Raw genomic sequence first — 25,688 nt, 5'->3', positions numbered from 1 at the left:
CGTGTCTTTACTTGACTACTTCCGCTCAGAAAAGAAAAACAGTGCGTCATTAGCAAAAGAGCGATTGCAGATCATAGTCGCGCACGAACGTTCTCAACGAGGAACGCCGGATTACTTACCACAATTAAAACAAGATATTTTAGATGTGATCCGTAAATACGTTAACGTGAGCAGTGACGCAGTCCAAGTTCAATTTGATCAGAACGAAGATGACTTAGCCGTGCTTGAGCTAAACGTAACCTTGCCTGACGAAGAGCCAAAAGTATAAGGCAGTAATTAAGCATTAAATTACTGCTCGCAAAAAAGCCGTTCATTAAAGTGAACGGCTTTTTTATGTTTAACAATTTTACTTTTTAGCTTCACCCTAAAATTAAAATAAGAGAGTTATTTAAGCTCTTATATTTCAACTTGAAGTTAACTAGTTTAGTTAACACTTAAGGTTATTATATAAGTAGTTAAGCATTGCCGTAATTAGCCGAGCTTATTCTGCATCACCAAAGAACAATTTAGTGATCAATTTATTATCAATAGTCTCACCCTTTAGCGTTCTCACTAACAGCTCACTACCGAGTAGTTGCAATGAAAATACCACGTCAGGTTTTACGCGCTTAATTTGCGGAATATGTTTACTTGAATTAACCAAAGCAATTGTTTTGGTGTCCTCGCCAGCAACTTCTTTAGCCGCTAAAATACTAAACGCATTTTCAGCATCATCATTACGTAACGCTAAAATATAATTTGCCTTTTTAGCGCCCGCTTCGATTAAGATATCGGCTGAGCTTGAGTCGCCATAAACAATGTCTGCATCTACCGGATATTCGTGTTCAGACCCAGTTGGGCACACTAAAGTAACTGCATCGCCACGCTCTACCAAACCGGCATAAACACTGTGTGCGGTGGGTGAAATACCTAAAATAATAAAATGATTTTTTCTCATTACGTTCGAAATCCTACCTTTAACAATTTTTTTAAGATTACCACCAATCACAGGGCCTATAATAGCACTGATCGAAGTAGCAAAAACGGTAATACCCATAACAATAATTGATGCGGTAAATAATCGCGCTGTAGACGTTACAGGGTAAAGATCGCCATAGCCTACCGTCGACATGCTCACAATAGAAAAGTAAAATGCAGTGGGTAAATCGGTGATAGGGGTACTAAACTCGCTGCCTAAATACAAAGTGCCAAACACAGCATAAAGCATTAATGCGCCTGTACTGGTTAGAGCAAACAAACTACCTGCGGTAATACTAGAGCCATCAAAGCTTTTCCAGTATACGAGTAGTAACATGCTCACAACCATAGTGTAAGACAATAATATTAGCCCAGAGCTTGACGATGAAATACTAATAACCGCGACCACTATTAATAGTATCAGTGAAAAAGCCCACGCTAAACGTGCTTTTAAAGCTAAGCCAACCGACATTATTATTAAGCCTGCACCTAAAATAAAGCGCGGTAGTTCTGTTATTCCTATTTTATCAATTAAATTTAACCAATCGAGCGACCAGTTTAATACACCCGGTAGCATTTCGAGCATACGTGCAACAACAGGTTTAATTAGCCAGTAACCATTTAAAGCAACCAAAATAGCTAATATCCAAGCTGGTTTACATAGTTCTAATAGTTTACGTTTTATTGTTTCAACTTTCATAAAAAGCACTTTAATAACAGTGGCATATAAAAAACACCACTAAATGAATAGCAAATAAATTAATAAAGCTATTATAACTGCCTCCCAATAATAGGTGCACTTATAATAGCTTAGTATTTATACCTGTTAGCTCAATACACTATTAAGTAAGTTATCTATGTAAGCTAACCTTAGAGACTTAAATACGATCAAACATCCCATTCTTTTAGCGTATCTTTTACAAAAGAATAGCGCCAAGAACTAAGCAAATCTGGTTTAATATGCTGCTCTTTTTGTGCTGCAGATAATTTCCAATTCCAACTAATTAGTTGATTAACCTGCTTTTTAGAAGCCATTACATCCTCTGGAATATTATGTTCTTTGGCAACTTTATTAATTTTTTGTTTTATCTCTTTCGCTACTTTTTTGTAACTAGGAAAGTCTATTAAACGCTTTAAAATTGCTGGGTGTTGCTCCTCAGGTAATGCTTTTGCTTGTTCAATACACTTTAGTATTTCGACTCCCGAGCGGTTCACTTCTATCGCCTCAACGCCCGGAATTTGCCTTAATGCATTTAAACTTGCAGGGCCTCGTTTAGCAATTTCTGTCATATTATGTTCTTTTAATACAAAGTTAAGTGCTAAATTTTTACGAATTGCTTTATTTCGACGCCAAACAGCCAGCTCTCTTAATATTGCAAGTTCATGTGGCCTTAGTTGCCACGCATTTTTAATGTCTTTATAGAGCAGCTCATCTGGGGTTTGAAATTCACGCTTATTAGCCACTAACTCACTTTCGCTAATAACAATATTAAATAAATCGGCGGCTTTTACACTGTCAATAATAAGATTAAAACAGGGTAATAAATGATAGGCATCGGCAGCAGCGTACTCTAATTGTTTATTTGTTAATGGCCGTTGCAACCAATTTGTACGTGATTCACTTTTATCTATTTCAATATCCAATAAAGTTTTTACCATTAGAGCAAAGCCCATACAGTTTCCTTCGCCTAAAATTTGCAGTGCAAATTGAGTATCGAATAACGGCGTAGGAACAAACCCAGCGTACTTTTGAAAAACTTCTATGTCTTCTGAAGGAGAGTGAAATACTTTTAAAACAGCAGGATCTTTTAAGATTTGCCAAAAATCGAATAATGACAGTTCTGTCAGTGGATCTATAAGTGCTAAATGCTCGCCATCATAAACTTGAATAAGTGCAACTTCTGGGTACAAAGTACGACGACGCATAAACTCTGTGTCTATGGCTAAAACGGGCTTGTTTTTAATTTGCTCAACAAAAGTATTAAGCTGATTTTGGGTTTCGATCAATTGGTATTGCACTTAATCTCCTACAATAAAAAAGCCGACATATGTCGGCTTTTTTATAGGTTGCTAATCTTTCAAGGCTCTTCGGAGTATTTTACCTACGTTAGTTTTAGGTAACTCATCCCTAAACTCTACCAGTTTTGGGACCTTGTAATTAGTTAAATTATCACGACAGTGACTTATTATATCTTTTTCAGTTAAAGAAGGGTCTTTTTTAACAACAAAAACTTTAACTTGTTCGCCACTTACATCGTGAGGAATACCAATAGCAGCAACTTCAAGCACACCTTCGTGCATAGCCACTACCTCTTCTATCTCATTAGGGAAAACATTAAAGCCAGATACAATAATCATATCTTTTTTACGATCGACTATATAAAAGAAACCTTCGTCGTCATAAGTTGCTATGTCACCGGTAGCAAACCAGCCATCTTGTAAGCTCTCAGCGGTTGCATCTGGGCGTTTGTAGTAACCAAGCATAACTTGCGGGCCTTTAACCCAAAGCTCTCCTGGTTCACCTTTTGCTGCTTCTTGGCCATTATCAAGAATTAATTTGATTTCGGTACTTGGAGCCGGTAAACCAATTGAGCCATTATATGCCGTTAAGTCATAAGGACTAACGGTAACTAAAGGAGAACACTCGGTTAAACCATACCCTTCCATTAATTTAGATTTTGTAACTGTTTGCCACTTTTCAGCAACAGGACGTTGCACGGCCATACCGCCACCAAGTGACATTTTTAAATGACTGAAATCAAGTTCGGCAAATCCTGGCGTGTTTAACAAACCATTAAATAAAGTATTTACACCCGTAATAGCAGTAAATTTAGCTTTACTTAATTCTTTAATAAAACCAGGCATGTCGCGTGGGTTAGTTATAAGTACATTTAATCCGCCGTACTTCATAAATGTTAAGCAGTTAGCCGTTAATGCAAAAATATGGTAAAGCGGTAACGCAGTTATTACCACTTCTTTACCGCGCTCAAGCACTGGGTCTAAACATCCTGAAACTTGCTCAAGATTACCTACCATATTACCGTGGCTTAACATTGCGCCTTTAGATACACCCGTTGTTCCGCCGGTATATTGTAAAAAAGCTAAATCACTTAAGTTAACCTCTGGGCGTACATAGGCATTTTCGTCGGCTTTAAGTAAGTCGCAAAAATCTATGGTATTTGGCAAAGTGTAGCTTGGCACCATCTTTTTAATGTACTTAACAACAAAGTTTACAACATGCTTTTTAATGCCACCCATCATGTCACCTACTTGGGTAACAACAATATGTTTAACATCGGTATGCGGTAGCGCTTTTTCGAGTGTATCGGCAAAGTTAGCCAATATAAAAATTGCTGAAGTATCAGAATCTTTAAGTTGGTGCTCAAGTTCACGCACTGTGTAAAGTGGGTTTACATTAACAACAACACAGCCTGCACGTAAAATACCTAAAATAGCAATGGGCGTTTGTAACAAATTAGGCATCATAACTGCCACTTTGTCACATTTTTTAAGGCCTAAATCATTTTGAATATAAGACGCAACTTTTTTAGTTGCAGTATCAATTTCATCATAAGACAAGGTTTTACCCATATTTGTAAATGCGGGTAAATCTTTGTAGTCGGTAAAACTTTTTTCAAACACTTCGAGTAATGAGGCATAGTGCTCAGGATCGATTGTTTCAGGCATACCCTCTGGGTAGCGCTTAAGCCAGATTTTTTCCACTCTTAGCCCCTGTTTATAATTATATTTTTATTAACCTTAATCTAAGTAAGGCGCTTTAACAATTGAGCAAATACTCTAATGGAGGAATAATCCCACATTTTACGTAAACTTACAATTAACATGCACCATTTTGCAGCATAAAGTCTTGAATATGCTTAAAACAGTGTTCACTACTTTGCATATGACAGTGGTGCCCACCATCTACATTAATTACCTTTAAGCTATTGTAATAACTAATATACTTTGCCAGATTTTGTTTTACAAACGAATAACCTTCGCTACCTAAAATTAATTGACACGGTGCAATTAAATCTTTTATTGCACCAATACATTGCGCCTCATCAAACCTAAAACCTGAGTGATTTTTAAGCTTTGGATCAGTTGTTAATGTATAACCATCTAAAACCGATTTTATATTTCGCTGCATTAAAAGAGCAATAAGCTCACTATTCAAATCAGTTGTTTGAGCACGTGCTTCATAAATAAGCTCTTTCGATTTATAAACTCTCTGCTTCTTATTTTTTAAACGCGCTCTATTTAATACTGCACTTTTTAGCTGTTCACATACACCTTCGCTAGGAGTCGTAACACACCCAATCCCCTCAATAAAGGTAACAGATTTTACATAATCACCAAAGCAACTAGCAAAAAGCCCTGCAACCATGGCTCCCATCGAATGTCCAACTAAATGAACTTTTTTAACACCAAGCGCATTAATAAGTTGGTACACATCATCAATATAATCAACAAAATAATAATGTGCATCATCACTTCGCCTAGATGATAAACCATGCCCCACAAAATCAATACAGTACCAAGTGTGCTTTGGCTTAGCTTTACTTAACATTGGTATAAAACTGTGGCAGTTATCTAACCAACCATGCAACGCTATTACTATTTCATCCCCAGAACCTACTTTTAAGCCATGAATATTCAAGTTATTGGTTTTAATATTAAATGGCTGCACGGCAAGTCCTTTATTAATTTAGAGCATCATTATTTATAGCATACAAGTTGTCAGACCACTAACCGAGAAAATGGTGCAAAATTCGCTATTTAATTATCTTGATGATCTAAAGAAAGCAAAAAATATAAAATAAAATTTAAACAATATCATAAGTTTAATTACAAAAAAAATAAGCTGATCTTTTTAAATATGTTTGCTTTGTATACCTTTTAAACAATTAAAAGGTGATAGCATTATATGTAGTTAAGCTATAACCAGTATAATTTAAATAAATAGAACTAACAGCGTTAACTACAATTCTATTCATATAGCCCCAAATTATAAATATCTTAGATATTCATTTATTTATCATACTATCTGTATACAATATCAGCTGCTATTAAATAAGGTACACTCATAAGGTACACAACCATGAAAAAACAGATCAGCTTATTAGCGCTTTTATGCACCGCTTCTGGTGCTTACGCAGAATCAGCACCTAAAAATGTAATTTATATGATTGGTGACGGCATGGGTCCGGCTTACACCACGGCTTATCGCTATTTTAAAGATGACCCTGCAACAAAAGAAGTAGAAGGCACGGTTTTTGACACTATTTTAAAGGGTATGGCTCGTACCTACCCTGATGACCATACTTATGTGACAGACAGCGCAGCAGGTGCTACAGCACTCAGTAGCGGTCATAAAAGTTACAATGGCGCAATTGCAGTAGATACAGACAAAAAGTCAGTTAAAACCATGCTTGAAATAGCAAAAGAGCGCGGTATGACAACAGCGCTTGTAGCAACTTCACAAATTAACCACGCAACTCCAGCAAGTTTTGCGGCACATAATGAATCACGTAATAATTATAATGACATTGCCAATGACTACATCGACAATAAAATTGAGGGTAAATTACCGGTTGATTTAATGCTTGGTGGCGGTACTAAATACTTTATTCGTGATGACCGTAATTTAGTTGATGAATTTAAAGCCGCTGGTTATCAATATGGCGACGACATTAAAAACCTAGGGCAAATTACACAAATACCTGCAATTGGTTTATACGCATCTAAAGGCTTACCTTTTGCATTAGATGAAAACCCAACTCGTCTTACTCAGTTAACGTCTAAAGCACTTGGTTTATTAGATAATCAAAACAAAGAAGGCTTTTTTGTGATGATTGAGGGCAGCCAAATTGATTGGTGTGGTCACTCTAACGATATAGCCTGTGCAATGGCTGAGATGGATGATTTTGCTAAATCAATCGAAAAAGCAAAAGCGTATGTTGATAAAAACAAAGATACTATTTTAGTCATTACTGCAGATCACTCTACAGGAGGTTTAACCCTTGGCGCACATGGTCAGTACAAATGGGAAACTGATGTAGTAAAAGGTGTTAAAGCAACTGCTGGTAAACTAACTCAACTTTTACTGGATTCTGATGATTTAAAACCAGTATGGACTGCTAACACCAATATTGAATTTACAACTGAAAACCAAATAAAACTTGAGCAAGCTAAAAAAATGGGTGAAAAAGCGCTTAATTTAGCTGTTAAAAGTATTATTAGCGATGCAAGCTTTACTGGCTGGACAACAGGCGGACATACCGCTGTAGACGTGCAGGTATTTGTCTATGGTAAAGGCAGTGAGCAATTTATTGGTTCACAAAATAATACTGATATAGCAGATAAGCTGATTGGCTTTATTAAACAGTAAGCTTTACGTGGTTTTGAACATAAAAAGCCCGAACAAATGTTCGGGCTTTTTATTAAATTTTATAGCTGTATTTATCTAAAGCGCTTACATAAGCGTTAAGCGTATATATCAACGCCTATTAAATTTTGTACTTCGGCTCTGCGTTCTAAATTGGCAAATTCAGTATAAGTAGAAATCGCTTTACTTACTTGAGCTGTCGGTTGGTCGTAAATTGTTTGGCTGTATTCATTGCTTTTAGCACTGCTTTTAAACAGTTGATTAGCTAGTTCGACGCCCTCGACACTGCTTTTTACATAATCGGTATTCGTTTTTTGAGCAGCCGGCTGGTCTAATAAACTCTGTGGTTTATTAGTAACAACTTTAGTAGGGCTAACCCTACCCGGAATATCCCCGGTAAAAAAACCTGAACCAATAGGCAGCGTCATTACGCGTCTCCAACCTTAATATTGTATAAAATTATGATTTAAAAACAACCAATTTGCAAATAATATGATTAGTCACGCCCTGGTAGCTTTTTCCACGTTACCGTATCGCGCACATATTTAGGTTGAGCGTCACTCGCTTTTACAACGTCACCCGCTAAAAACGCGGCTTCAACATGCGCTAACATATAACGCGCATCAGGCAATGTAATATCAGTATTAATTGTCACGTTTTCAAAGTCATTTAGCGCATCAGGATAGGTTTTAAAGCCCGTGCCCACAGCTACAGATGGCTCAGTGGTCGCTATATAGTCATTATTTAGTAAATCAGGTTTTATAACGCATTCTTGGTTAACTAAAAGCATTAGATTATTTTGCGCTCGGTAATGTGCAAAGTATATCTCCCCCATACGCGCATCTATACTTGGATAAACACTCAGGCTGCCTTTTTGTTCAAACGTTTGTTGAGCCATAGTAGCCAGTGTAGACACACCAACAAGCGGCAAATTAGTTGAATACGCTAAGCCTTGCGCTATAGCAACACTAATACGTACACCGGTGAAACTACCTGGCCCCTGGCCAAAACCAATGACATCTAAATCTTTTAATTTACAGTTTGCTTTAGTTAATAGCTCATCCACAAGTGGAAGTATTTTTTGGCTGTGCTGCTGCGGACACTCTTCAAAATGATGAAACGTTTGGCCCTGGTAATGTAAAACAATTGAAAGTGCTTCAGTTGAAGCATCAAGGGCAAGGATATTACTTTTGATCATTTTAGTACTCTAATTAATTTGTTTTAAAAATGTATTGGCATCTTCTAAGCTTCGCGTGCGGCGCATCGGTGGTAAGCTTTTTAAAAATACTTGGCCATATTGGCGTGTAACTAAGCGATTATCACATATTACAAGTACGCCTTTGTCTTTACTATCTCGAATTAAACGCCCTACACCTTGCTTTAGCGCAATTACAGCCTGCGGTAATTGTATGTGTGAAAAAGGGTCTTTTCCCTGCATTTGGCAATCTTGCATTTTAGCTTGTAGCAATGGATCGTCAGGGGCTGCAAATGGCAATTTGTCTATAATAACACAACTTAATGTACTGCCGCGTACATCGACACCTTCCCAAAAAGAAGCCGTGCCAAGTAATACCGCATTACCATGGCGAGTAAATTTCTCTAAAATTATACGCTTAGACATTTGCCCTTGCATATAAACTGGGTAGTCTATTTGTGTAGTTAGCCCTTCGGCCACTAAGTGCATCATTCGATAGCTAGTAAATAACACAAAACAACGCCCTTGTGCTGATTTTATAAGCTCAAGCGTTAGTTTTACAATTGCATGTGGCATATTATCAGCGTGCGATTCGGGTAAGTAGCGAGGTAAACACAGCAGCGCCTGATTAGGGTAGTCAAATGGGCTATCTACCATCATGCTTTGTTTTGGCTTTAAACCTAGGCTTGCATTAAAATGCTCTAGCTTGTTATCAACCGAAAGTGTTGCAGAAGTAAATACAAAGCCTGCGCCCGTGTCTTGCATCATTTGAGCAAACTTAGCTGATACATTCAATGGCGTTATATTAATTGTTAAATAACGGCGCGTTGTTTCATACCAATAACTAAAGCCGGTTTGGGCTGTATCAAAAACCCGCTCTAACTGCCCTTTAAACGCAAGTGCACGTTCAAATGGATGCTCAATTTTGTCGCTTCTATCTAGGCAAAGCTTGAGTACTTGATAAACAAAATCTAAATCACTGATCACACGATGGAGCGCCGCGCAAATTTGTTTATCGCTTAGTTTTTCTCGCCAATCGCCACGGCTGCCATCAACACCAAATTGTAAACGTAAATCAGCAACGCTTGTTTCAAGCTTGTTTAAGCTTTTACCAAGTTGCAGCATATCGGGAATTTCGGCTCTATAAATAGCACGTAAATCATTAATTAAATCTACCAACTTTTTAGTGCTAACACTTTCACCAAAGTAATCGCTGGCAATTTCGCTTAACTGATGGGCTTCATCAAATATGTAAGCATCTGCTTTTGGCATAAGTTCAGCAAAGCCACTTTCTTTTACAGCCATATCAGCAAAAAACAAATGGTGATTAATTACAACCACATCGGCATCGGCCGCAGTTAAACGTGCTTTGCGTATATAACAGCTTTGAAAATCTGGACACTCTTTACCTAAACAATTATCGGCTGTTGAATTTACATAAGGCAGTACTTTGGCATCATCTTCTATACCTATACAATCAGCCAAATCGCCCGATTGTGTTTCGCTTGCAAACTTAGCTACCATAGCTAGTTGATGCATTACGTCAGAGTCGTCAGTAGGTACATGTGCAACATGTTGATTAAGTCGGTAGGTGCATAGGTAATTGGCGCGCCCTTTTAATAAGGCGGTTTTTTTTGAAGCACTTAAAGCTTTAACTAGTTGCGGTAAATCTCGGTGATAAAGCTGCTCTTGTAAAGCTTTAGAACCTGTTGATATTATTGTGCGCCCTTTTGACTTAAGTGCAGGGGCTAAATATGCAAATGTTTTACCCGTACCCGTACCTGCTTCAACAACTAATTGCGAACTGTTTTTTAATGCATCCGCAACAGCTACTGCCATATCAATTTGTGGTTGGCGAGGCGTATACCCATCTAAAGATAACGCTAAAGGCCCGGTTGCACTAAACAGCTGTTTGATAATACCAATCACTTTAAAATAAATAATAGCGGGATTTTACGTAAGCAAAGCATTAAGGGCAAGTAATTACAAAACCCACTTTTACTTTACGAATTAATACGCACTTTAAATAGTGAAATTAATCATTCGATTTTACAATACACTGTGTATTTATAACGTACATTTAATTTAATAATGACAATATTTACAAAGCCTAATTTCCTATTAACTCTTACTAAAAATAATCCGTATTAAAAGCTATATTTAGGCATAAAAACTGTGACTCTGAAATATTACAGGAGTACCATACGCGGGTTTATAATCCTCTTTTTCGTGTGTCGTTAAAAAAATAGTAAGGTTAGCCAATGAATGCTTGGTATCTCATTTGTTTTCTCTCTGCCATTGCAATTTTTATTGCTTTTGCAAACCAATATATCCTCAAAATGCAAACTACAATTGCCATTACTACAGGCTCAGTTGTTATTTCTTTATTATTGATTATTGCCGTTAAATTATTAGGCGATCAAAATGCGTTAGCCATGACCCAAATTGTTTCCAGTATTAACTTTAACGAGTTATTACTTAAAGGCATGTTGGGGTTTTTACTTTATGCGGGTGCGCTCGAAATAAACCTACTTGCCCTGCGTAAGCAGCGGTGGGAAATTACTGCACTGGTCTTGTTTTCAACTATTGCCTCCACATTTATAGTGGGTTATTTGAGCTTTTATTTATTTTCAGTTTTTGGTTTTGATGTCCCTTTTATTTATTGTTTACTGTTTGGCGCGCTTATTAGCCCAACCGATCCTATTGCTGTACTTGCTATTATTAAACAAATGCGAGCGCCAGAAGGAATCTCAGTTCAAGTAGAAGGTGAGTCGCTATTTAACGACGGTATTGGTTTAGTAATATTTACGACCATTTTTTCGGTTGCTTTTTATGGCACAGATGCACAATTTGGTGACATAGCAGAGCTATTCTTTGTTGATGCAATAGGAGGCATTGCGTTTGGTTTAGTCATTGCATTAGTAGGCCACTTTTTAATTATTAATAGCCGCGATGTAAATATTCGCCTATTAATTACCTTAACTATCCCAACAGCAGGTTTTGCTGCAGCAAATATTTGGGAAATATCTGGCGCACTTGCCATGGTAACCAGTGGCATATTAATGGGTAATATTACCCGCACTAAAGCAACCGAGCGCACGGGCCCCGAAGACACGCGCTACGTAAAAGATTTTTGGCATGCAACCGACAGCTTTCTAAATGCTCTACTGTTTTTAATAATAGGTATGCTAATAGTCACTATGCCAATCACGCTTGGCGAAATTGGTTTAGGGTTATTAATGGTACCTGTTGTACTGCTAGCACGCTTTATAAGTGTAGGTGCACCATTTGTAATTTTTAAACGCTTTAGAACTTACGATAAACACAGTGTTAAAATTTTGACCTGGGGTGGACTACGTGGTGGCCTTGCTCTGGCAATGGCGGCAGCAATCCCACGCGAGCAAGTTTTTGTAGGCGGTTCAGACCTACATAACCTAATCGTTATTGTTACTTACGTAGTGGTTATATTTTCTATTATTGTACAAGGCTTAACTATTTCGCCGCTTATTCAAAGTAGCATTAAGTCAGCTGAGCAAGCCAAGTAATAAATGCTTTGTCTGCAACATATTCAGTAACCAAGTTATTATAAAAATCACTTGGTTACTGTTACTCACGTGTTACAAAAGCACTTTAAAGTTCTATAAATTGTTATCCTTTTTATTTATCTGCTTTGTTTAAATTAATCCGCTTGAAATGCAAATGAAAACAATTATAATTTTGACTTTTCCTCTACAGGGCTTTTCGATGTCCATAAATAATTCTCACATGTTTTTAAATTTGGTGTCTCTGAGCAAACGACAATTTCAATGTTTTTTTATGCTTTTTATAATGGTCATGGCAAGCTTTAGTGTTTCAGCCTCGCCTAATGAGCAAACAAAAATAAAACAAATTGCACAGCTTGCAGAGTATGTAGGTGTTGATTACGTGGCAGCTGTTGGGAATGGTGAAATACTAGACCCCAACGAATATCAAGAAATGACTGAATTTTCGCACGTTATTATTGAGCAAGCTGGACAGCTATCAAGCCAAACCAATGAGTTTGATACAGTAAAGGCACAAGCTAAAGCACTGCATACAGCGATTGGTAATAAAGCGAGTGTTGCCGATGTACGTGCAGCAAGCTCAGCGCTTCGTGAGTCGCTGCTTACCTTTATGCCACAACTATCGTTACCTACATCACTGCTTCCGGTTGAGCAAACTAAAGCGCTTTTTGCTACTAACTGCTCAATGTGTCACGGCCAAAGTGGTCAAGGCGACGGTCCGCTTGCAAAAAATTTATCGCCAGAGCCTACCAACTTTACCGATGAAGAACGCGCAACAAACCGCTCATTAATGGGGTTATTTGACGCTGTAAGTAACGGCATTGGCGACACGCCTATGGTTGCTTTTACCCAATTTAATGAACAACAACGATGGTCTTTAGCTTTTTATGTAGGTAGCTTGGCATTTAAAGATGTTCAAAAACCACAAAATGTAGAACAAAACATTACCGCTTCGCAGATTGTAAACCTAAACCCTGCACAATTATCGGCAGGTCAAAGTGAAGCACAAGCACATTACGTTAAATGGCTTCGTGGTAATCCAGAGCAATTATTTAGCGCTAACAAAAATCCGATAACAGTTACTCGCACGCAGTTACTTGCAGCGCAAGCTGCGCATGCTAAAGGCAATTACTCACAAGCAAGTGATTTAGCAATTAGCGCTTACCTAGATGGCTTTGAGCTTGTTGAAAACAACTTAAATGCCTACGACGAAACACTGCGTAAAAACATCGAAGTACAACTGATGAACCTACGCCAAACATTTAAAAACGAGAAAGATGCAGCCATCGTTGACGAAAAAGTAAGTGCAGCGCTAGCTCAACTCGCTAAAGCAGATAGCATGCTAAACGAAACCAAACTAACTGACGGTGCGCTACTTTCAGCAAGTTTAGTTATATTACTGCGAGAGGGCTTGGAAGCTCTACTTGTTGTTATTGCCCTTATGACTGTGCTTATTAAAACTAAACGCCAAGACGCACTTAAATATGTACATGTTGGTTGGGTAACCGCACTTATTGCTGGTGGCTTAACGTGGGCTGCGGCGCAAACATTAATAGAAATAAGTGGTGCAAGTCGCGAAGTTATGGAAGGTGCTGGTGCATTGTTTGCCGCTGTAATTTTACTGTATGTTGGCGTATGGATGCACAGTAAAACCAGTGCGCAGCAATGGAAAAAATACATCAAAGACAATATAGATAAGCGTCTTGAGTCGGGTACATTATGGGGTTTAGCAGGGCTTTCGTTTATAGCCGTATACCGAGAAGTCTTTGAAACTGTATTGTTCTATCAGTCTTTATTAACGCAAAGCTCGCCTGCCCAATATTCATCTATTGCTTCAGGTTTTGCGATAGCTGTAGCAATACTGGCTATTATTACGTGGGTATTAATTAAGTACTCAATTAAATTACCGGTTGCTAAGTTTTTTGCAATTACCACTTACCTATTATTTGCACTCTCGTTTGTGCTTATGGGCAAAGCTGTTATTGCATTACAAGAGGCCGATATAATAGGTATTGCATCACTGCCAATGAGCTTTGATATTGCATGGCTTGGTATAAAATCAACATGGCAAGGTATTGTGGCTCAAGTATGTGTGTTCGCTATATTTAGCTTTTATATATTTAAAGGCAAAAACCAAGAGTAATGCCTATCTGCTTAAGAGTTTAAGCTAATTGGCATAGGCAAAATACATAGTAAAAAGGCCCGCAAGGGCCTTTTTGCGTTAATTGCTTATGTATTTAGTAAAGTTGGTATTATCAAGCCCATGTATCTAAATGGGGGTTTTCGTCATCATCTAGGTTAGACTTTTTTTTATTATTTTGATCATCAAGCATATTGAGCTTTTTCTTTTTTTGTAACTCACGCCTTTTTTTATTCTCTAATTCAACTTTTTCAGCGGCAGCCCCACTTTGCACACCCGCAATATGAAAAGCACTTTTTGACTCAACTTCTAGCCTAGTTATTCTTCCTAAATAAGGGATCATAATATCCATAAGTACTTCCTTATTTTTTCATTTTATTCATTAACCACTTGGTTTGAGTAATAAACAACCAATTATTGGCGAAAATTGCGCTTATTATCTTAATAGTATCGACAGTTATAACATATGCTTTAATTAAGCTAAAAAAAACTTGCCATAATATAGCTGTTTATGTTTTTATGAATGCGAAATTTATTTAAACAGATAACAAAACAACGGGCAGTTACATAGGATAAAAAATGCGCTTAAACCTGACAACAGTACATCACCACCATTCACCGGAATAACCTGTCAGGTCTTTCGCTGAGAGGTTATTCCTAAAAGGAACCTCTGGCGATTCAAATAACATTGATTCATTTTCGCCCTGAGGTTCCCCTCGGGTTTTTAGTTTTTAAATTAAAGGAAAATGAATAATGAACAACAGTAATCGTCTACGTATCGCCATCCAAAAAGGCGGCCGCCTATCTAAAGATTGTCAAGATCTGCTTAAACAGTTAGGTGTTAAACTTAACCTTCGTGAACAACGCTTAATTGCACACTCAACTAATATGCCAATTGACGTACTACGTGTGCGCGATGACGATATTCCGGGTTTAGTAATGGACGGTGTATGTGACTTAGGCATAGTTGGCGAAAACGTACTTGTAGAAGTTCAAGCAGAACGTGAACGACAAGGTGTTCCAAGTGAAGTAACCAAACTTTCAAAACTAGACTTTGGTTACTGTCGTCTTGCACTTGCATGGCCACAAGAGCTTGGCGCTCGCGATAAGAGCTGGTTTGAAGGCAAACGTATTGCGACTACCTACCCAGAAATCTTAACTCAGTGGTTAAAGCGCGAAGGCATTAACGCAAGTACAGTAATGCTTACGGGTTCTGTTGAAGTAGCGCCGCGTGCAGGTTTATCTGATGCAATTTGTGATTTAGTATCTACTGGCGCAACACTTGAAGCTAACGGCTTAATTCAAGGCGAAACAATTTTAGAATCAAACGCGTGTTTAATTCAAAATAAAGATCTTCAAGATGCTGACAAACTAGCACTAATCAATAAGCTTATGCCGCGCCTACGTGGTGTTAGACAAGCTAAAGAAAGCAAATACATCATGCTACACGCACCAAAAAACAAACTTGATGAAATTTGTGAAATTTTACCTGGTTCTGGTCAACCTACTCTACTTGCCCTTGCTGGTAACGATGAATACGTAGCACTTCACATGGTAAGCAGCGAAACATTATTTTGGGAAACAATGGAGCAGTTAAAAGCCTTAGGCGCTAACTCTATTTTAGTTATGCCAATTGAAAAAATGATGGAGTAAGTGCCATGCTTCGTTGGAATGAGGAATCTTCACAAGTACAAGCAGCGGCGCTAATGCGCCCTGCAGTTTCTGCCAGTGCCAAGGTTGAAGCTATATGCAAAACTATTTTAGCTAACGTAAAAGAGCAAGGCGATGAAGCCTTACTTAGTATGGCTAAAGAGTTTGATAATAGATCTAACCCTCGCTTATGTGTTCCGCTTGATGAAATTAGCGCATCTGAGCAAGCACTAAGTGCAGAGCTTAAATACGCAATTGATACCGCTTATGCAAACGTTAAACGTTTTCACGAAGCGCAATTGCCAAAAGATATTAAATTATCGACCCAACCAGGCGTTGTATGTGAACTGAAATATCAAGCCATCGAAGCAGTCGGTATTTATGTACCCGGTGGCAGTGCTCCACTGCCATCGTCGGTTATTATGCAAGGTGTATTAGCGCAGTTAAGCGGCGCAAAAACCGTTGTACTTGCTACACCAGTACAAGGTGATAAAGCGATTAACCCTGCTATTTTATATGCAGCTAAGTTATGTGGCATTACTACTTTAATAGAAAGTGGTGGCGCAGGCGCAATTGCAGCAATGGCTTATGGCACCGAATCGGTTCCTAAAGTTAACAAAATATTTGGCCCAGGAAATAGCTTTGTAACAATGGCTAAACAGCTCGTTGCGCAAACTATTCCAGGTATGGCAATTGATATGCCAGCAGGTCCGTCTGAAGTACTTGTTATTGCAGATGAACGTGCGAACCCAGAATTTATAGCCGCCGATTTACTCTCACAAGCAGAGCACGGCGCAGACTCGCAAGTTATTTTATTATGTAACAGCGAAAGTATAATAGAACAAACTCAGCAGGCACTTACACGCCAGTTGGCTAATTTGAGTCGCAAAGAAACAGCCGAGCAAGCGCTCGCTAATTCTTCACTTATTTTAGTTGATTCAATTGAGCAAGCATTTGATGTATCGGCGCAATACGGACCAGAGCACTTAATTTTACAACTAGGCGATGCAACACCATACCTAGATAAAGTTAAAAACGCAGGCTCAGTATTTGTAGGTGACTACACGCCAGAATCTGCAGGCGATTACGCATCGGGAACTAACCACGTGTTACCAACATATGGTTACAGTGCAACATACTCGAGCTTAAACTTACTTGATTTTTTTCGTACATACACAGTGCAAACAATTACCAAAAGTGGTTTAACTGAGCTTTCGAAAGCTATTTTACCACTTGCAGATGCAGAAGGCCTTGATGCCCACGCTAATGCGGTTTCAATTCGTTTAGAGGCAATTAAAAATGAGCAATGAGAGCGCACAAGCGTCTAGCTTATTACCTAAGAATATTGCAGCCCTTGCTGCATACAGCTCTGCAAAAAGTGAAAAGCTAACCGGTACTACGTGGCTCAATGCTAACGAAAGCCCTTATGCTAAAAACCTTGAACTGAGTATTGAGGATTTAAATCGCTACCCCGATCCACAACCGCAACTGGTTATTGACCGTTACGCCGCTTATACAGAGCTTGAAAGCGAAAATGTATTAATGACGCGCGGCGCAGATGAAGGCATTGAGCTTTTAGTGCGCACATACTGTGAGCCAGCTAAAGATAGTATTGCGCTATTTTTACCAACCTACGGTATGTACAAAGTAACCGCCGATACACACAACGTTGGCATTAATGCGCTTACCCAAGAGTTATTACTAAATGGCAGTGTTGACGAAATAATCGCAGCTGTTGGCAGCTCAAAACTGGTATTTATTTGTAACCCAAATAACCCAACGGGCAGCTTAACGCCACTTGATAAAGTAAAAGCGATTGCAACAGCACTTGCAGGTAAAGCATTAGTTATTGTTGATGAAGCCTATATAGAGTTTTGCCCAGAGCAAAGCGCGACTAAGCTTATTAATGAATTTAGTAATGTAGTGGTTTTGCGTACGCTTTCTAAAGCCTTTGCGCTGGCAGGCCTTAGAACAGGCTTTACGCTTGCACAAGCAGCAACTCTTGCGCCAATTCGTAAAGTCATTGCGCCGTATCCGGTATCGGGCGTAGTAGCAAGTATTGCAGCGCAAGCAATTGCACCTGATGCAATTACATCAATGCGCCGCCAAGTGACTATTTTAAATAGCTTAAAAGCTAAGCTGATAGATTGGCTAAACGCCTCCCCTGCTGCATTAAAAATTCTCACTGGTGAAGGTAACTTTGTTACTTTAAAATTAGCCGATAAAAACTACTTTAAAATTGCACTTGAGCAAGGTTTGGTTATGCGCGCTTTTACACTATACGGTGAAGACGACTGGCTACGAATTTCAATTGGCAGTGAACAAGAACTTGAACAAGTAAAAATTTGGTTAGATGGCTTACAAACGCCGGCTACCGCAGCATCTTTAGCAGGAAACGAAGTATCATGAGTAACCCCTATTTATTTATAGACCGCGACGGCACTATTATTGAAGAGCCAATTACCGACAAACAGGTAGATAGCCTTGAAAAGCTAGCATTTTTACCTGGTGTTATTCCTGCGTTATTACAATTACAAGCCGCAGGTTACCGTTTAGTAATGGTGTCTAACCAAGATGGTTTAGGCACAGATAGCTTTCCTACTGCTGATTTTGACATAGCACAAGACAAAATGATGGAAATAATGCAAAGCCAAGGCATTAGCTTTGACGAGGTATTAATTTGCCCACACTTTGACGAGCAAAACTGTGATTGCCGTAAACCTAAAACGGGCTTACTTACCGAGCTTATGCGCTCAGGCAAAGTAGACTTAGCGCGCTCTTTTGTTATTGGCGATCGCCAAACCGATATTGGCCTTGCTCAAAACTTATGTTGTGAAGGTATTTTATACGACGGCGATTGGAGTGCGATAGTAACTAAATTGACCACCGCAAACCGCGAAGGTCGTGTTACACGCAACACTAAAGAAACCCAAATTGATGTAGCCATAAACTTAGATCAAACTAAAAATGGCAGCATAGACACCGGACTTGGCTTTTTTGATCACATGCTTGATCAAATTCGCACCCACGCAAACATTGGTTTAAACATTAAAGCTAAAGGCGATTTACACATAGACGAGCACCACCTTGTTGAAGACATTGGTATTGCTCTTGGTGTAGCACTTAAACAAGCCCTCGGTACTAAATCGCAAATTGCGCGCTATGGTTTTGCGCTTCCTATGGATGAATGTAAAGCCGAAGCACAAATTGATTTGTCGGGTCGTGCATCATTTGTATTAAACGCTAACTTTAGCCGCGAAAAAGCCGGTGATTTAGACGTACAAATGGTTGAGCACTTTTTCAAAAGCTTAAGTGATAACGCCGCCATTAGCCTTATTTTATCGGTAAGCGACGGTAACTGCCATCACCAAGTAGAAGGTTTATTTAAAGCGTTTTCACGTGCTCTTCGTATGGCCGTAGCACAAGACACGACCCAGCAAACAGCCAGCTCTAAGGGATGTTTATGATTGCCATAATTAATACCGGTTGTGCCAATATAAATTCAGTACGTTTTGCGTTTGAACGCCTAGGGCAAACGCCAACAGTAATTACTTCACCAGAGCAATTAGCGGGTTTTGAGCGCGCTATATTACCAGGTGTAGGCCATGCATCGGTTGCTATGAAACGCCTAGTCGATAACGGCTGGCAACAAGCTATAAATGAATACCAGCGCCCGCTTATGGGTATTTGTTTAGGCATGCAGTTACTGTGCGAAAGCACCGAAGAAGGTAACGTACAGTGCCTAGGTAAAATACTAGGACAAGTAAAAGCGCTTGATGTAGGCAATTTAACGTCGCCGCATATGGGTTGGAATAACTTAAGCGTTAACAAAGAGCATGCATTAACTAAAGGGCTGACGCTCGATGAGCAAGTGTATTTTGTTCACAGCTTTGCGCACACCGTAAACGACGCCACACTCGTGAGCGGCGAATATGGTCAAACCTTTTCAGCCATTGTTGCTAAAGACAATTACGCGGGCATGCAATTTCACCCAGAGCGCAGTGCAAAAGTTGGCGCACGTTTATTACAAAATTTTGTTGATTGGCAGTTGTAAGCTGTCCATTAACTAACAAAAAAGAGATTATTTGTGATTATTCCAGCATTAGACGTATTACAAAATCAAATTGTGCGCTTGTACCAAGGTAAATACGACACAGCACAGTTTTACCCTTTCGAACTTGGCGCGCGTTTAAAAGAATACGCCGACAGCGGCGCAGGTAAACTTCACTTAGTTGATTTAGAAGGTGCCCGCGATCCAAGTAAAAAACAGTGGCAACACATTCAAGCGGCTACAAAAGCACTTAATGTGCCGTATCAAGTTGGCGGTGGCATTCGCTGTGAGCAAGATGTAAGTGATTGGCTAAAAGCCGGCGCAAACCAAGTGGTTATTGGCTCAATGGCGGTTGAAAAACGCGAACAAGTTAAAGCCTGGATTGAGCAGTTTGGCGCAGAGCACTTTGTTATTGCCCTTGATGTAAATAAAACAGCCACTGGCTGGGCTCCGGCAACCCATGGTTGGCTAACTGAATCTGAGTTTGGTTTACTTGAGCTAGTAGATTTTTATGCTAACTTAGGTGTTATCGATTTTTTATGTACGGACATCAGTAAGGATGGCACCATGACCGGCCCATCGTTCGCGCTGTACGAGGATTTAATTAAGCATAACTCAACTATTAAAGTACAAGCATCTGGTGGCGTAAGCTCACTTGATGACATTAAAAAGCTCAAAGAGTTGGGTATTGGCGGTATTATTTTAGGTAAATCACTGCTCGATGGCGCCTTTAGTGTGGAAGAAGCACTAGCAGTAACACGCTAAGAATCTAATATATATACAAAAAAGCACAGTACCTATACTGTGCTTTTATTCATTAACTTAATTATTAAGCAACACCTCAGGTAAAGCCCTTAACCTAGCCTCATACAGTACTTAAAGTAGCCCTAGCAATATGGTAAGCTCTTTCAAACTCGCAATTTTGCAACATAATATACTTACCTGTATCACTGAGTTACACAATCGCACAAACAAAAACATTAACGCACAGATATATTAACGCATTGAATTTACAATGATATTCTTAATAATATGCGCTAAAGTATACTCTTTGTATAACAAATATTAAATTAACATTATAATAACAATTATAATTGCAGTATTTGGCTTTATAGCGTTTACTTCTAATAACAACATAACAATACAGAATTACACTCAATCGATTTGGTATAATTATTCATAAGTCGTTGGGAAAGTTAATAAAAGCAATGGTGATACTCCTTATAAGTAATAAGGTTATTAATAGTTACACAGTTTGTTGTAGGTTTACCGGTTTATATAGTTTAAGCGTACCTGATTTTTATAAAAGGCATAAAATATGAATATAAAACATGTAGTAAAAAATCGATATACGCTAAGCATTGCATTAGCAGTACTACTGTCGGGCTGCTCTGAGCCTGAGGTAGATACAAAAATTGAAAAGGCCCCAAAGCCTGTTAAATTAATTACCATTAAAGATACTGCGCAATCAAACATTCTTACTTATCCTGCTACTGTCGATGCGATAAAAAGCGCAAAGTTGGCATTTCAAGTTGGCGGTAAAATAGACAAACTCAATGTTATTGCAGCGCAATCCGTATTAAAAGGTGACGAACTGGCATCGTTAGAAAAGCGTAACTTTATTAACGAAGTAAACTCTACAAAAATACAGTATGAAACAGCTAATAATGACTTTGATCGCGGAATTAAGCTCTCTAAAGATGGCGTAATTTCGGCTAGAGATATAGAGCAGCTAAAATCGAAAAAAGAAGTTGCTCAATCTCGCTATGACTCAGCAAAAAAAGCACTGACAGACAGTACTTTAGTTGCCCCTTATGATGCAATTGTAGCCGCTGTACCAGTAGAGGCGCTTGAGAATGTAAATGCAGGCCAGCATATAGTTACTTTATTTGGTAAAGGCGAAATGGAAGTGGTTGTTAATATTCCATCTTCTATTGTTGCCACCGTTGACTCGCGTACAGACAGCCGTGCCTTTGTACTTTTAGAATCAGCTGCTAATACTCCTATTCCTGCTACATTTCGTCGCGCTAATTTAGAAGCTGATACGTCTAGCCAAACTTATGAAGTTAGGTTTTCATTTGCTGTACCGCAAAACCTAAATATTTTACCCGGCATGAATGCCAGTTTACGTATCGAATTTGATAATAAGTCGACTACAAATGAAATTACTCTGCCTACATTTGCTATTTTTGAAGAAAATGGCCAGCACTATGTATGGGCAGTAAGTGAATCTATGATCGTGAGTAAAACGGTTGTCACCTTAGTAAACGGTATTGGTGAAGAACTAGTTGTTACCAGTGGTATAAAAGCCGGCGATGTAATTGTTGGTGCCGGTGCAAATTATGTAACCGATGGTATGAAAGTACGCGCTTGGACTAAGTCATAGGAGCTTGAGTAATGGATTTAGCAAAGTGGACTATTAATAACAAACTCATTAGTACCATAATTATTATACTGACGTTAGGCTTTGGCTTCTCTTCATATAAAAACATGGCACGATTTGAAGACCCTGAGTTTATAATTCGTACCGCACAAGTGTTTGTTCCTTACTCTGGTGCGAGCCCTTTAGAGGTAGCCCGAGAAGTAACTGAGCCTTTAGAGCGTGCTATTCAAGAATTGCAGGAAATTGATAGCATATCGTCTACCTCTTCATCGGGTATGTCTGAGATCAAAGTTGAGATTAAATCGGAGTTTTCGCCGACAAAGTCTGAGCTACAGATAATATGGACCAAACTAAGAAATAAAATTAATGATGCTCGCCCTTCCCTTCCACCAGGTACAGGTACGCCACAAATATTTGACGATTTTGGCGATGTATATGGTTTGAGCTATTTAATTACAGCCGAGGGTTACTCTCCTGATGAGCTGCATGCTTACGCTAAAAACCTGCAAAGTGATATTTTACAAGTTAAAGGCGTTGCTAAAGTAGCCATGACCGGTGTTCAACAAGAAGGTATTTTTGTTGAAATAGCCCGTGAAGATTTGGCCACTTTAGGTAGCTCAATCAGTAATATTTATTCAATTTTAGATAAGCAAAATACAGTAATAAGTGCCGGTAATACGCAAATTGGTGATCAACGTATTTTTATAGATCCAACCGGCTCTATTAATTCTATTGAAACAATACAAAATCTATTAGTGAGCGCCACCAATGACGGTAAAGCTATATATTTAAAAGATATTGCTAATGTATATCGTGGTTTTCAAAGCCCAGCAACTAAACTTGTACGTTACAACGGGCAACCGGCAATTTCTTTAGGGGTTGCCAGTGTGCTTGGTACTAACGTTGTTAAAGTGTTTGAGCGCGTAGATGAGCGCGTTAAACAAGCTGAAAACGTGAGACCCATTGGTATAACAGTGCATGAATATTATCATCAAGGTAAGGTTGTTCAGGCATCGGTAGATAACTTTGTAGTAAATGTAATTGTGGCATTAATTATTGTTGTTGTTACTTTACTTGTATTTATGGGGCTGCGCTCTGGGCTTGTTATTGGCGCAGTATTACTACTGACTATTTTTGCCACGCTAGCAACCATGGACTTTAGCGGCATACCCATGCACCGAATTTCACTTGGGGCATTAATTATTGCTTTAGGGATGATGGTTGATAATGCCATTGTTGTCACCGAGGGAATACTGGTGGGTACTAAACAAGGGCGCAAAAAGCTAGAAATAGCATCTGAAGTTGTAAAGCAAACAAGGTGGCCTTTATTAGGCGGCACTTTGGTAGGTATTGTGGCCTTTGCACCTATAGGTTTAGCACCGGGTGATACTGCCGAATTTACTGGGCATTTATTTTGGGTTATTTTAATTTCTTTACTTTACAGTTGGTTATTTGCAATTACCCTAACGCCACTATTTTGTTTTTGCTTGTTTAAAGAACAAGATAAAGACACCTCTACAACAGCTAAGCCTAATATGATTATGGCGGCTTATCAATCCATTGTTGTTAGCTCGCTTAATCATCGCTGGTTAACAGTTGCTGTAGTGATATTTACTTTTAGTGCATCAATGTGGGGATTTCAGTTTGTAAAATCTGGGTTTTTCCCAGCCTCTACAACACCACAAATGGTAGTAGATTTTTGGTTACCGCAAGGAACTGATATCGAAAAAACCAAAAAAGATATGATCAAGCTTGAATCCTTTATTCAACAACAAGAGAGTATTGAGGGCCTACAAACCTTAATTGGTGGTGGCGGTTTACGATTTATGCTTATTTATGGAGCAGAATCACCAAACAGTTCTTATGGCCAAATATTAGCTAAAGTAGATGACTATAAAGTGCTTGATACTATGATCCCTAAAGTACAAGCGTATATAGATGACACCTTCCCAGAAGCGCAGGGCAAAGTATGGCGTTTTGTAATGGGACCCGGAGGTGGTTCTAAAATTGAGGCTACATTTAAAGGGCCAGAACCCGCAGTAATTCGTGAATTAGCCGATAAAGCGAAAGCAATCATGATTGATGACGGCGGTGCACTCTCAATTAAAGATACTTGGCGCCAGCAAGTTAGGGTTATTGAACCGCAATACTCGCCAATTAATGCCCAGCGTGCAGGTGTAACACGCAAAGCAATTGCTGAAGCGTTACAACAAAACTTTTCTGGTAAAACGGTTGGCCAATATAGAGAAGGTGAAGAGTTAATTCCTATTATTGTTAGAGCTCCCCTAAAAGAGCGCTCGAATGTTAATGATATAGGCAACATTCAAATTCCTAGCCAAATCACAGGTAAAACAATCCCATTAGAGCAAGTTACTAATGGATTTAAAACCGTATGGCGTGATGGTATTTTAAAGCGCGAAGATAGAATGTGGACAATTAAGGCTCAAGCCGATCCACTTCCTGGGCAGCTTGCATCTGAATTATTTAATCGAGTAAGGCCACAAATAGAAGCGATTGACTTACCTGCCGGTTACACATTGGAATGGGATGGTGAGTATGGGCAATCAAAAGAGTCAAATGAAATGCTTGCATCAACACTACCACTTGGCCTTTTAGCTATGGTGCTAATTGTAGTGGTGTTATTCAATGCTTTAAAACAACCTATTATTATTTGGCTTGTGGTACCGCTGGCTCTTATAGGCGTGGTATTTGGCTTAGTAACAACTCAAACCCCACTTGAGTTTATGGGGATATTAGGATTGCTCTCTTTATCTGGTCTACTCATTAAAAATGCCATTGTATTGGTTGATCAAATGGATATGGAAATTAAGCAAGGTAAACCACGTTATGATGCCATTGTCGATTCGGCTAATAGCCGAGTAAGACCAGTAATGATGGGAACACTAACAACAGTACTTGGGGTAATACCGCTTTATTTTGATGCGTTTTTCCAATCAATGGCGGTTGTATTAGTATTTGGCCTACTCTTTGCCACATTACTAACCTTAATTGTTATACCTGTGCTTTACGCTATTTTTATGGGCGTTAAAAAGGATGAACGTACGCCAGTTAATGCCTAAGGTAATAAACTAAATATTGCAAAGTAAATAAAATATACGGCCAGCTAATGTAAAATATTATCTGGCCGCATGCTTTTTTATACCCAACCCACAACATAAAATATCGCTCTATGCTGTTTATAAATAACTAGGGCGTGTTGATCTTTGTGGTATGAAAAACAAACAGCATGAAGATAAGGTATAATTGAATTCGCCAGAAAACTTTACACCGAACCTACATGCCAAGATTAATGTTAACAGACGGGACATGGAATGTCTTATCAAAAGTAATGTACTTAAGTGGTCGAATTTATAATAAGCCC

The 25,688-nt window shown here is 38.8% G+C and carries 20 protein-coding genes; 12 read left to right on the top strand and 8 right to left on the bottom strand.

From position 1 onward, the window contains the following. Position 1: 1 nt before the first annotated feature. On the top strand, positions 2-268 hold the full coding sequence (minE, locus tag L655_RS0109195) for a cell division topological specificity factor MinE (protein WP_024604840.1): 267 nt from the start codon (positions 2-4) through the stop codon (positions 266-268). Positions 269-481: 213 nt separating this feature from the next. Here minE and kch read toward each other — a convergent pair whose 3' ends face one another. The 4 genes from kch to L655_RS0109175 form a co-directional block, all read right to left on the bottom strand. Continuing rightward, the gene (gene kch, locus L655_RS0109190) at positions 482-1,657 is read right to left on the bottom strand and encodes a voltage-gated potassium channel protein (RefSeq protein WP_024604839.1); all 1,176 of its coding nucleotides are present in this window, start codon (positions 1,655-1,657) and stop codon (positions 482-484) included. Positions 1,658-1,845: 188 nt separating this feature from the next. Continuing rightward, complete coding sequence (gene rnd / locus L655_RS0109185) at positions 1,846-2,976, bottom strand: ribonuclease D (protein WP_024604838.1); 1,131 nt, start codon at positions 2,974-2,976, stop codon at positions 1,846-1,848. 51 nt (positions 2,977-3,027) lie between these two features. Next, on the bottom strand, positions 3,028-4,680 hold the full coding sequence (gene fadD, locus L655_RS0109180; protein ID WP_024604837.1) for a long-chain-fatty-acid--CoA ligase FadD: 1,653 nt from the start codon (positions 4,678-4,680) through the stop codon (positions 3,028-3,030). A gap of 115 nt (positions 4,681-4,795) precedes the next feature. Beyond that, positions 4,796-5,647 (bottom strand): alpha/beta hydrolase, encoded by an 852-nt coding sequence (locus L655_RS0109175; RefSeq protein ID WP_024604836.1) that lies wholly within the window; start codon positions 5,645-5,647, stop codon positions 4,796-4,798. 411 nt (positions 5,648-6,058) lie between these two features. Between L655_RS0109175 and L655_RS0109170 the strand changes: the two genes are divergently transcribed. Further along, on the top strand, positions 6,059-7,348 hold the full coding sequence (locus L655_RS0109170) for an alkaline phosphatase (protein WP_024604835.1): 1,290 nt from the start codon (positions 6,059-6,061) through the stop codon (positions 7,346-7,348). Positions 7,349-7,443: 95 nt separating this feature from the next. On the opposite strand, the gene L655_RS0109165 is transcribed toward L655_RS0109170, so the two are convergent. The 3 genes from L655_RS0109165 to L655_RS0109155 all read right to left on the bottom strand — a co-directional run bounded on the left by L655_RS0109165 (position 7,444) and on the right by L655_RS0109155 (position 10,469). Then, positions 7,444-7,773 carry a hypothetical protein gene (locus L655_RS0109165; protein ID WP_007580633.1) on the bottom strand — a complete coding sequence of 110 codons (330 nt, stop codon included), beginning with the start codon at positions 7,771-7,773 and terminating at the stop codon, positions 7,444-7,446. 68 nt (positions 7,774-7,841) lie between these two features. Next, positions 7,842-8,543 carry a tRNA (adenosine(37)-N6)-threonylcarbamoyltransferase complex dimerization subunit type 1 TsaB gene (gene tsaB / locus L655_RS0109160; RefSeq protein ID WP_024604834.1) on the bottom strand — a complete coding sequence of 234 codons (702 nt, stop codon included), beginning with the start codon at positions 8,541-8,543 and terminating at the stop codon, positions 7,842-7,844. A gap of 9 nt (positions 8,544-8,552) precedes the next feature. Then, entirely contained in the window at positions 8,553-10,469 is a 1,917-nt protein-coding gene (locus L655_RS0109155) for an ATP-dependent DNA helicase (RefSeq protein ID WP_002960248.1), read from the bottom strand. A gap of 332 nt (positions 10,470-10,801) precedes the next feature. On the opposite strand from L655_RS0109155, the gene L655_RS0109150 reads away from it, so the two are divergent. Continuing rightward, a complete protein-coding gene (locus tag L655_RS0109150) occupies positions 10,802-12,085 on the top strand; it encodes a sodium:proton antiporter (RefSeq protein WP_024604833.1) in 1,284 nt (427 codons plus the stop codon). Between the two features lie 283 nt (positions 12,086-12,368). Further along, positions 12,369-14,225 (top strand): cytochrome c/FTR1 family iron permease, encoded by a 1,857-nt coding sequence (locus L655_RS0109145; RefSeq protein WP_024604832.1) that lies wholly within the window; start codon positions 12,369-12,371, stop codon positions 14,223-14,225. A 112-nt stretch (positions 14,226-14,337) separates the two neighbouring features. Here the strand turns inward: L655_RS0109145 and L655_RS0109140 are convergent, their stop codons facing one another. After that, positions 14,338-14,574 carry a hypothetical protein gene (locus tag L655_RS0109140; protein WP_024604831.1) on the bottom strand — a complete coding sequence of 79 codons (237 nt, stop codon included), beginning with the start codon at positions 14,572-14,574 and terminating at the stop codon, positions 14,338-14,340. A gap of 401 nt (positions 14,575-14,975) precedes the next feature. Between L655_RS0109140 and hisG the strand changes: the two genes are divergently transcribed. The 8 genes from hisG (at position 14,976) to L655_RS0109100 (ending at position 25,386) form a co-directional block, all read left to right on the top strand. Beyond that, positions 14,976-15,875, top strand: coding sequence for an ATP phosphoribosyltransferase (hisG, locus tag L655_RS0109135; RefSeq protein WP_007580644.1), 900 nt, complete (start codon positions 14,976-14,978; stop codon positions 15,873-15,875). Positions 15,876-15,880: 5 nt separating this feature from the next. Beyond that, a complete protein-coding gene (hisD, locus tag L655_RS0109130; protein ID WP_024604830.1) occupies positions 15,881-17,182 on the top strand; it encodes a histidinol dehydrogenase in 1,302 nt (433 codons plus the stop codon). Next, complete coding sequence (gene hisC / locus L655_RS0109125) at positions 17,172-18,281, top strand: histidinol-phosphate transaminase (protein ID WP_024604829.1); 1,110 nt, start codon at positions 17,172-17,174, stop codon at positions 18,279-18,281. The genes hisD and hisC overlap by 11 nt, the downstream gene beginning before the upstream one ends. Further along, positions 18,278-19,339 carry a bifunctional histidinol-phosphatase/imidazoleglycerol-phosphate dehydratase HisB gene (gene hisB, locus L655_RS0109120; protein WP_024604828.1) on the top strand — a complete coding sequence of 354 codons (1,062 nt, stop codon included), beginning with the start codon at positions 18,278-18,280 and terminating at the stop codon, positions 19,337-19,339. The genes hisC and hisB overlap by 4 nt, the downstream gene beginning before the upstream one ends. Further along, positions 19,336-19,926 (top strand): imidazole glycerol phosphate synthase subunit HisH, encoded by a 591-nt coding sequence (hisH, locus tag L655_RS0109115; protein ID WP_024604827.1) that lies wholly within the window; start codon positions 19,336-19,338, stop codon positions 19,924-19,926. The genes hisB and hisH overlap by 4 nt, the downstream gene beginning before the upstream one ends. A 33-nt stretch (positions 19,927-19,959) precedes the next feature. Beyond that, entirely contained in the window at positions 19,960-20,688 is a 729-nt protein-coding gene (locus L655_RS0109110; protein ID WP_024604826.1) for a 1-(5-phosphoribosyl)-5-[(5-phosphoribosylamino)methylideneamino] imidazole-4-carboxamide isomerase, read from the top strand. Between the two features lie 553 nt (positions 20,689-21,241). Continuing rightward, positions 21,242-22,309, top strand: coding sequence for an efflux RND transporter periplasmic adaptor subunit (locus tag L655_RS0109105; protein ID WP_024604825.1), 1,068 nt, complete (start codon positions 21,242-21,244; stop codon positions 22,307-22,309). Positions 22,310-22,320: 11 nt separating this feature from the next. Next, the gene (locus L655_RS0109100) at positions 22,321-25,386 is read left to right on the top strand and encodes an efflux RND transporter permease subunit (protein WP_024604824.1); all 3,066 of its coding nucleotides are present in this window, start codon (positions 22,321-22,323) and stop codon (positions 25,384-25,386) included. The last annotated feature ends 302 nt before the right edge of the window (positions 25,387-25,688 follow it).

It is taken from the genome of Pseudoalteromonas sp. TAE79, assembly GCF_000498015.1.
In the GTDB taxonomy this organism is placed as follows: Bacteria; Pseudomonadota; Gammaproteobacteria; order Enterobacterales; family Alteromonadaceae; genus Pseudoalteromonas.
Note: the sequence above shows the minus strand (reverse complement) of the source record. Positions and strands in the feature narration are given on the sequence as shown.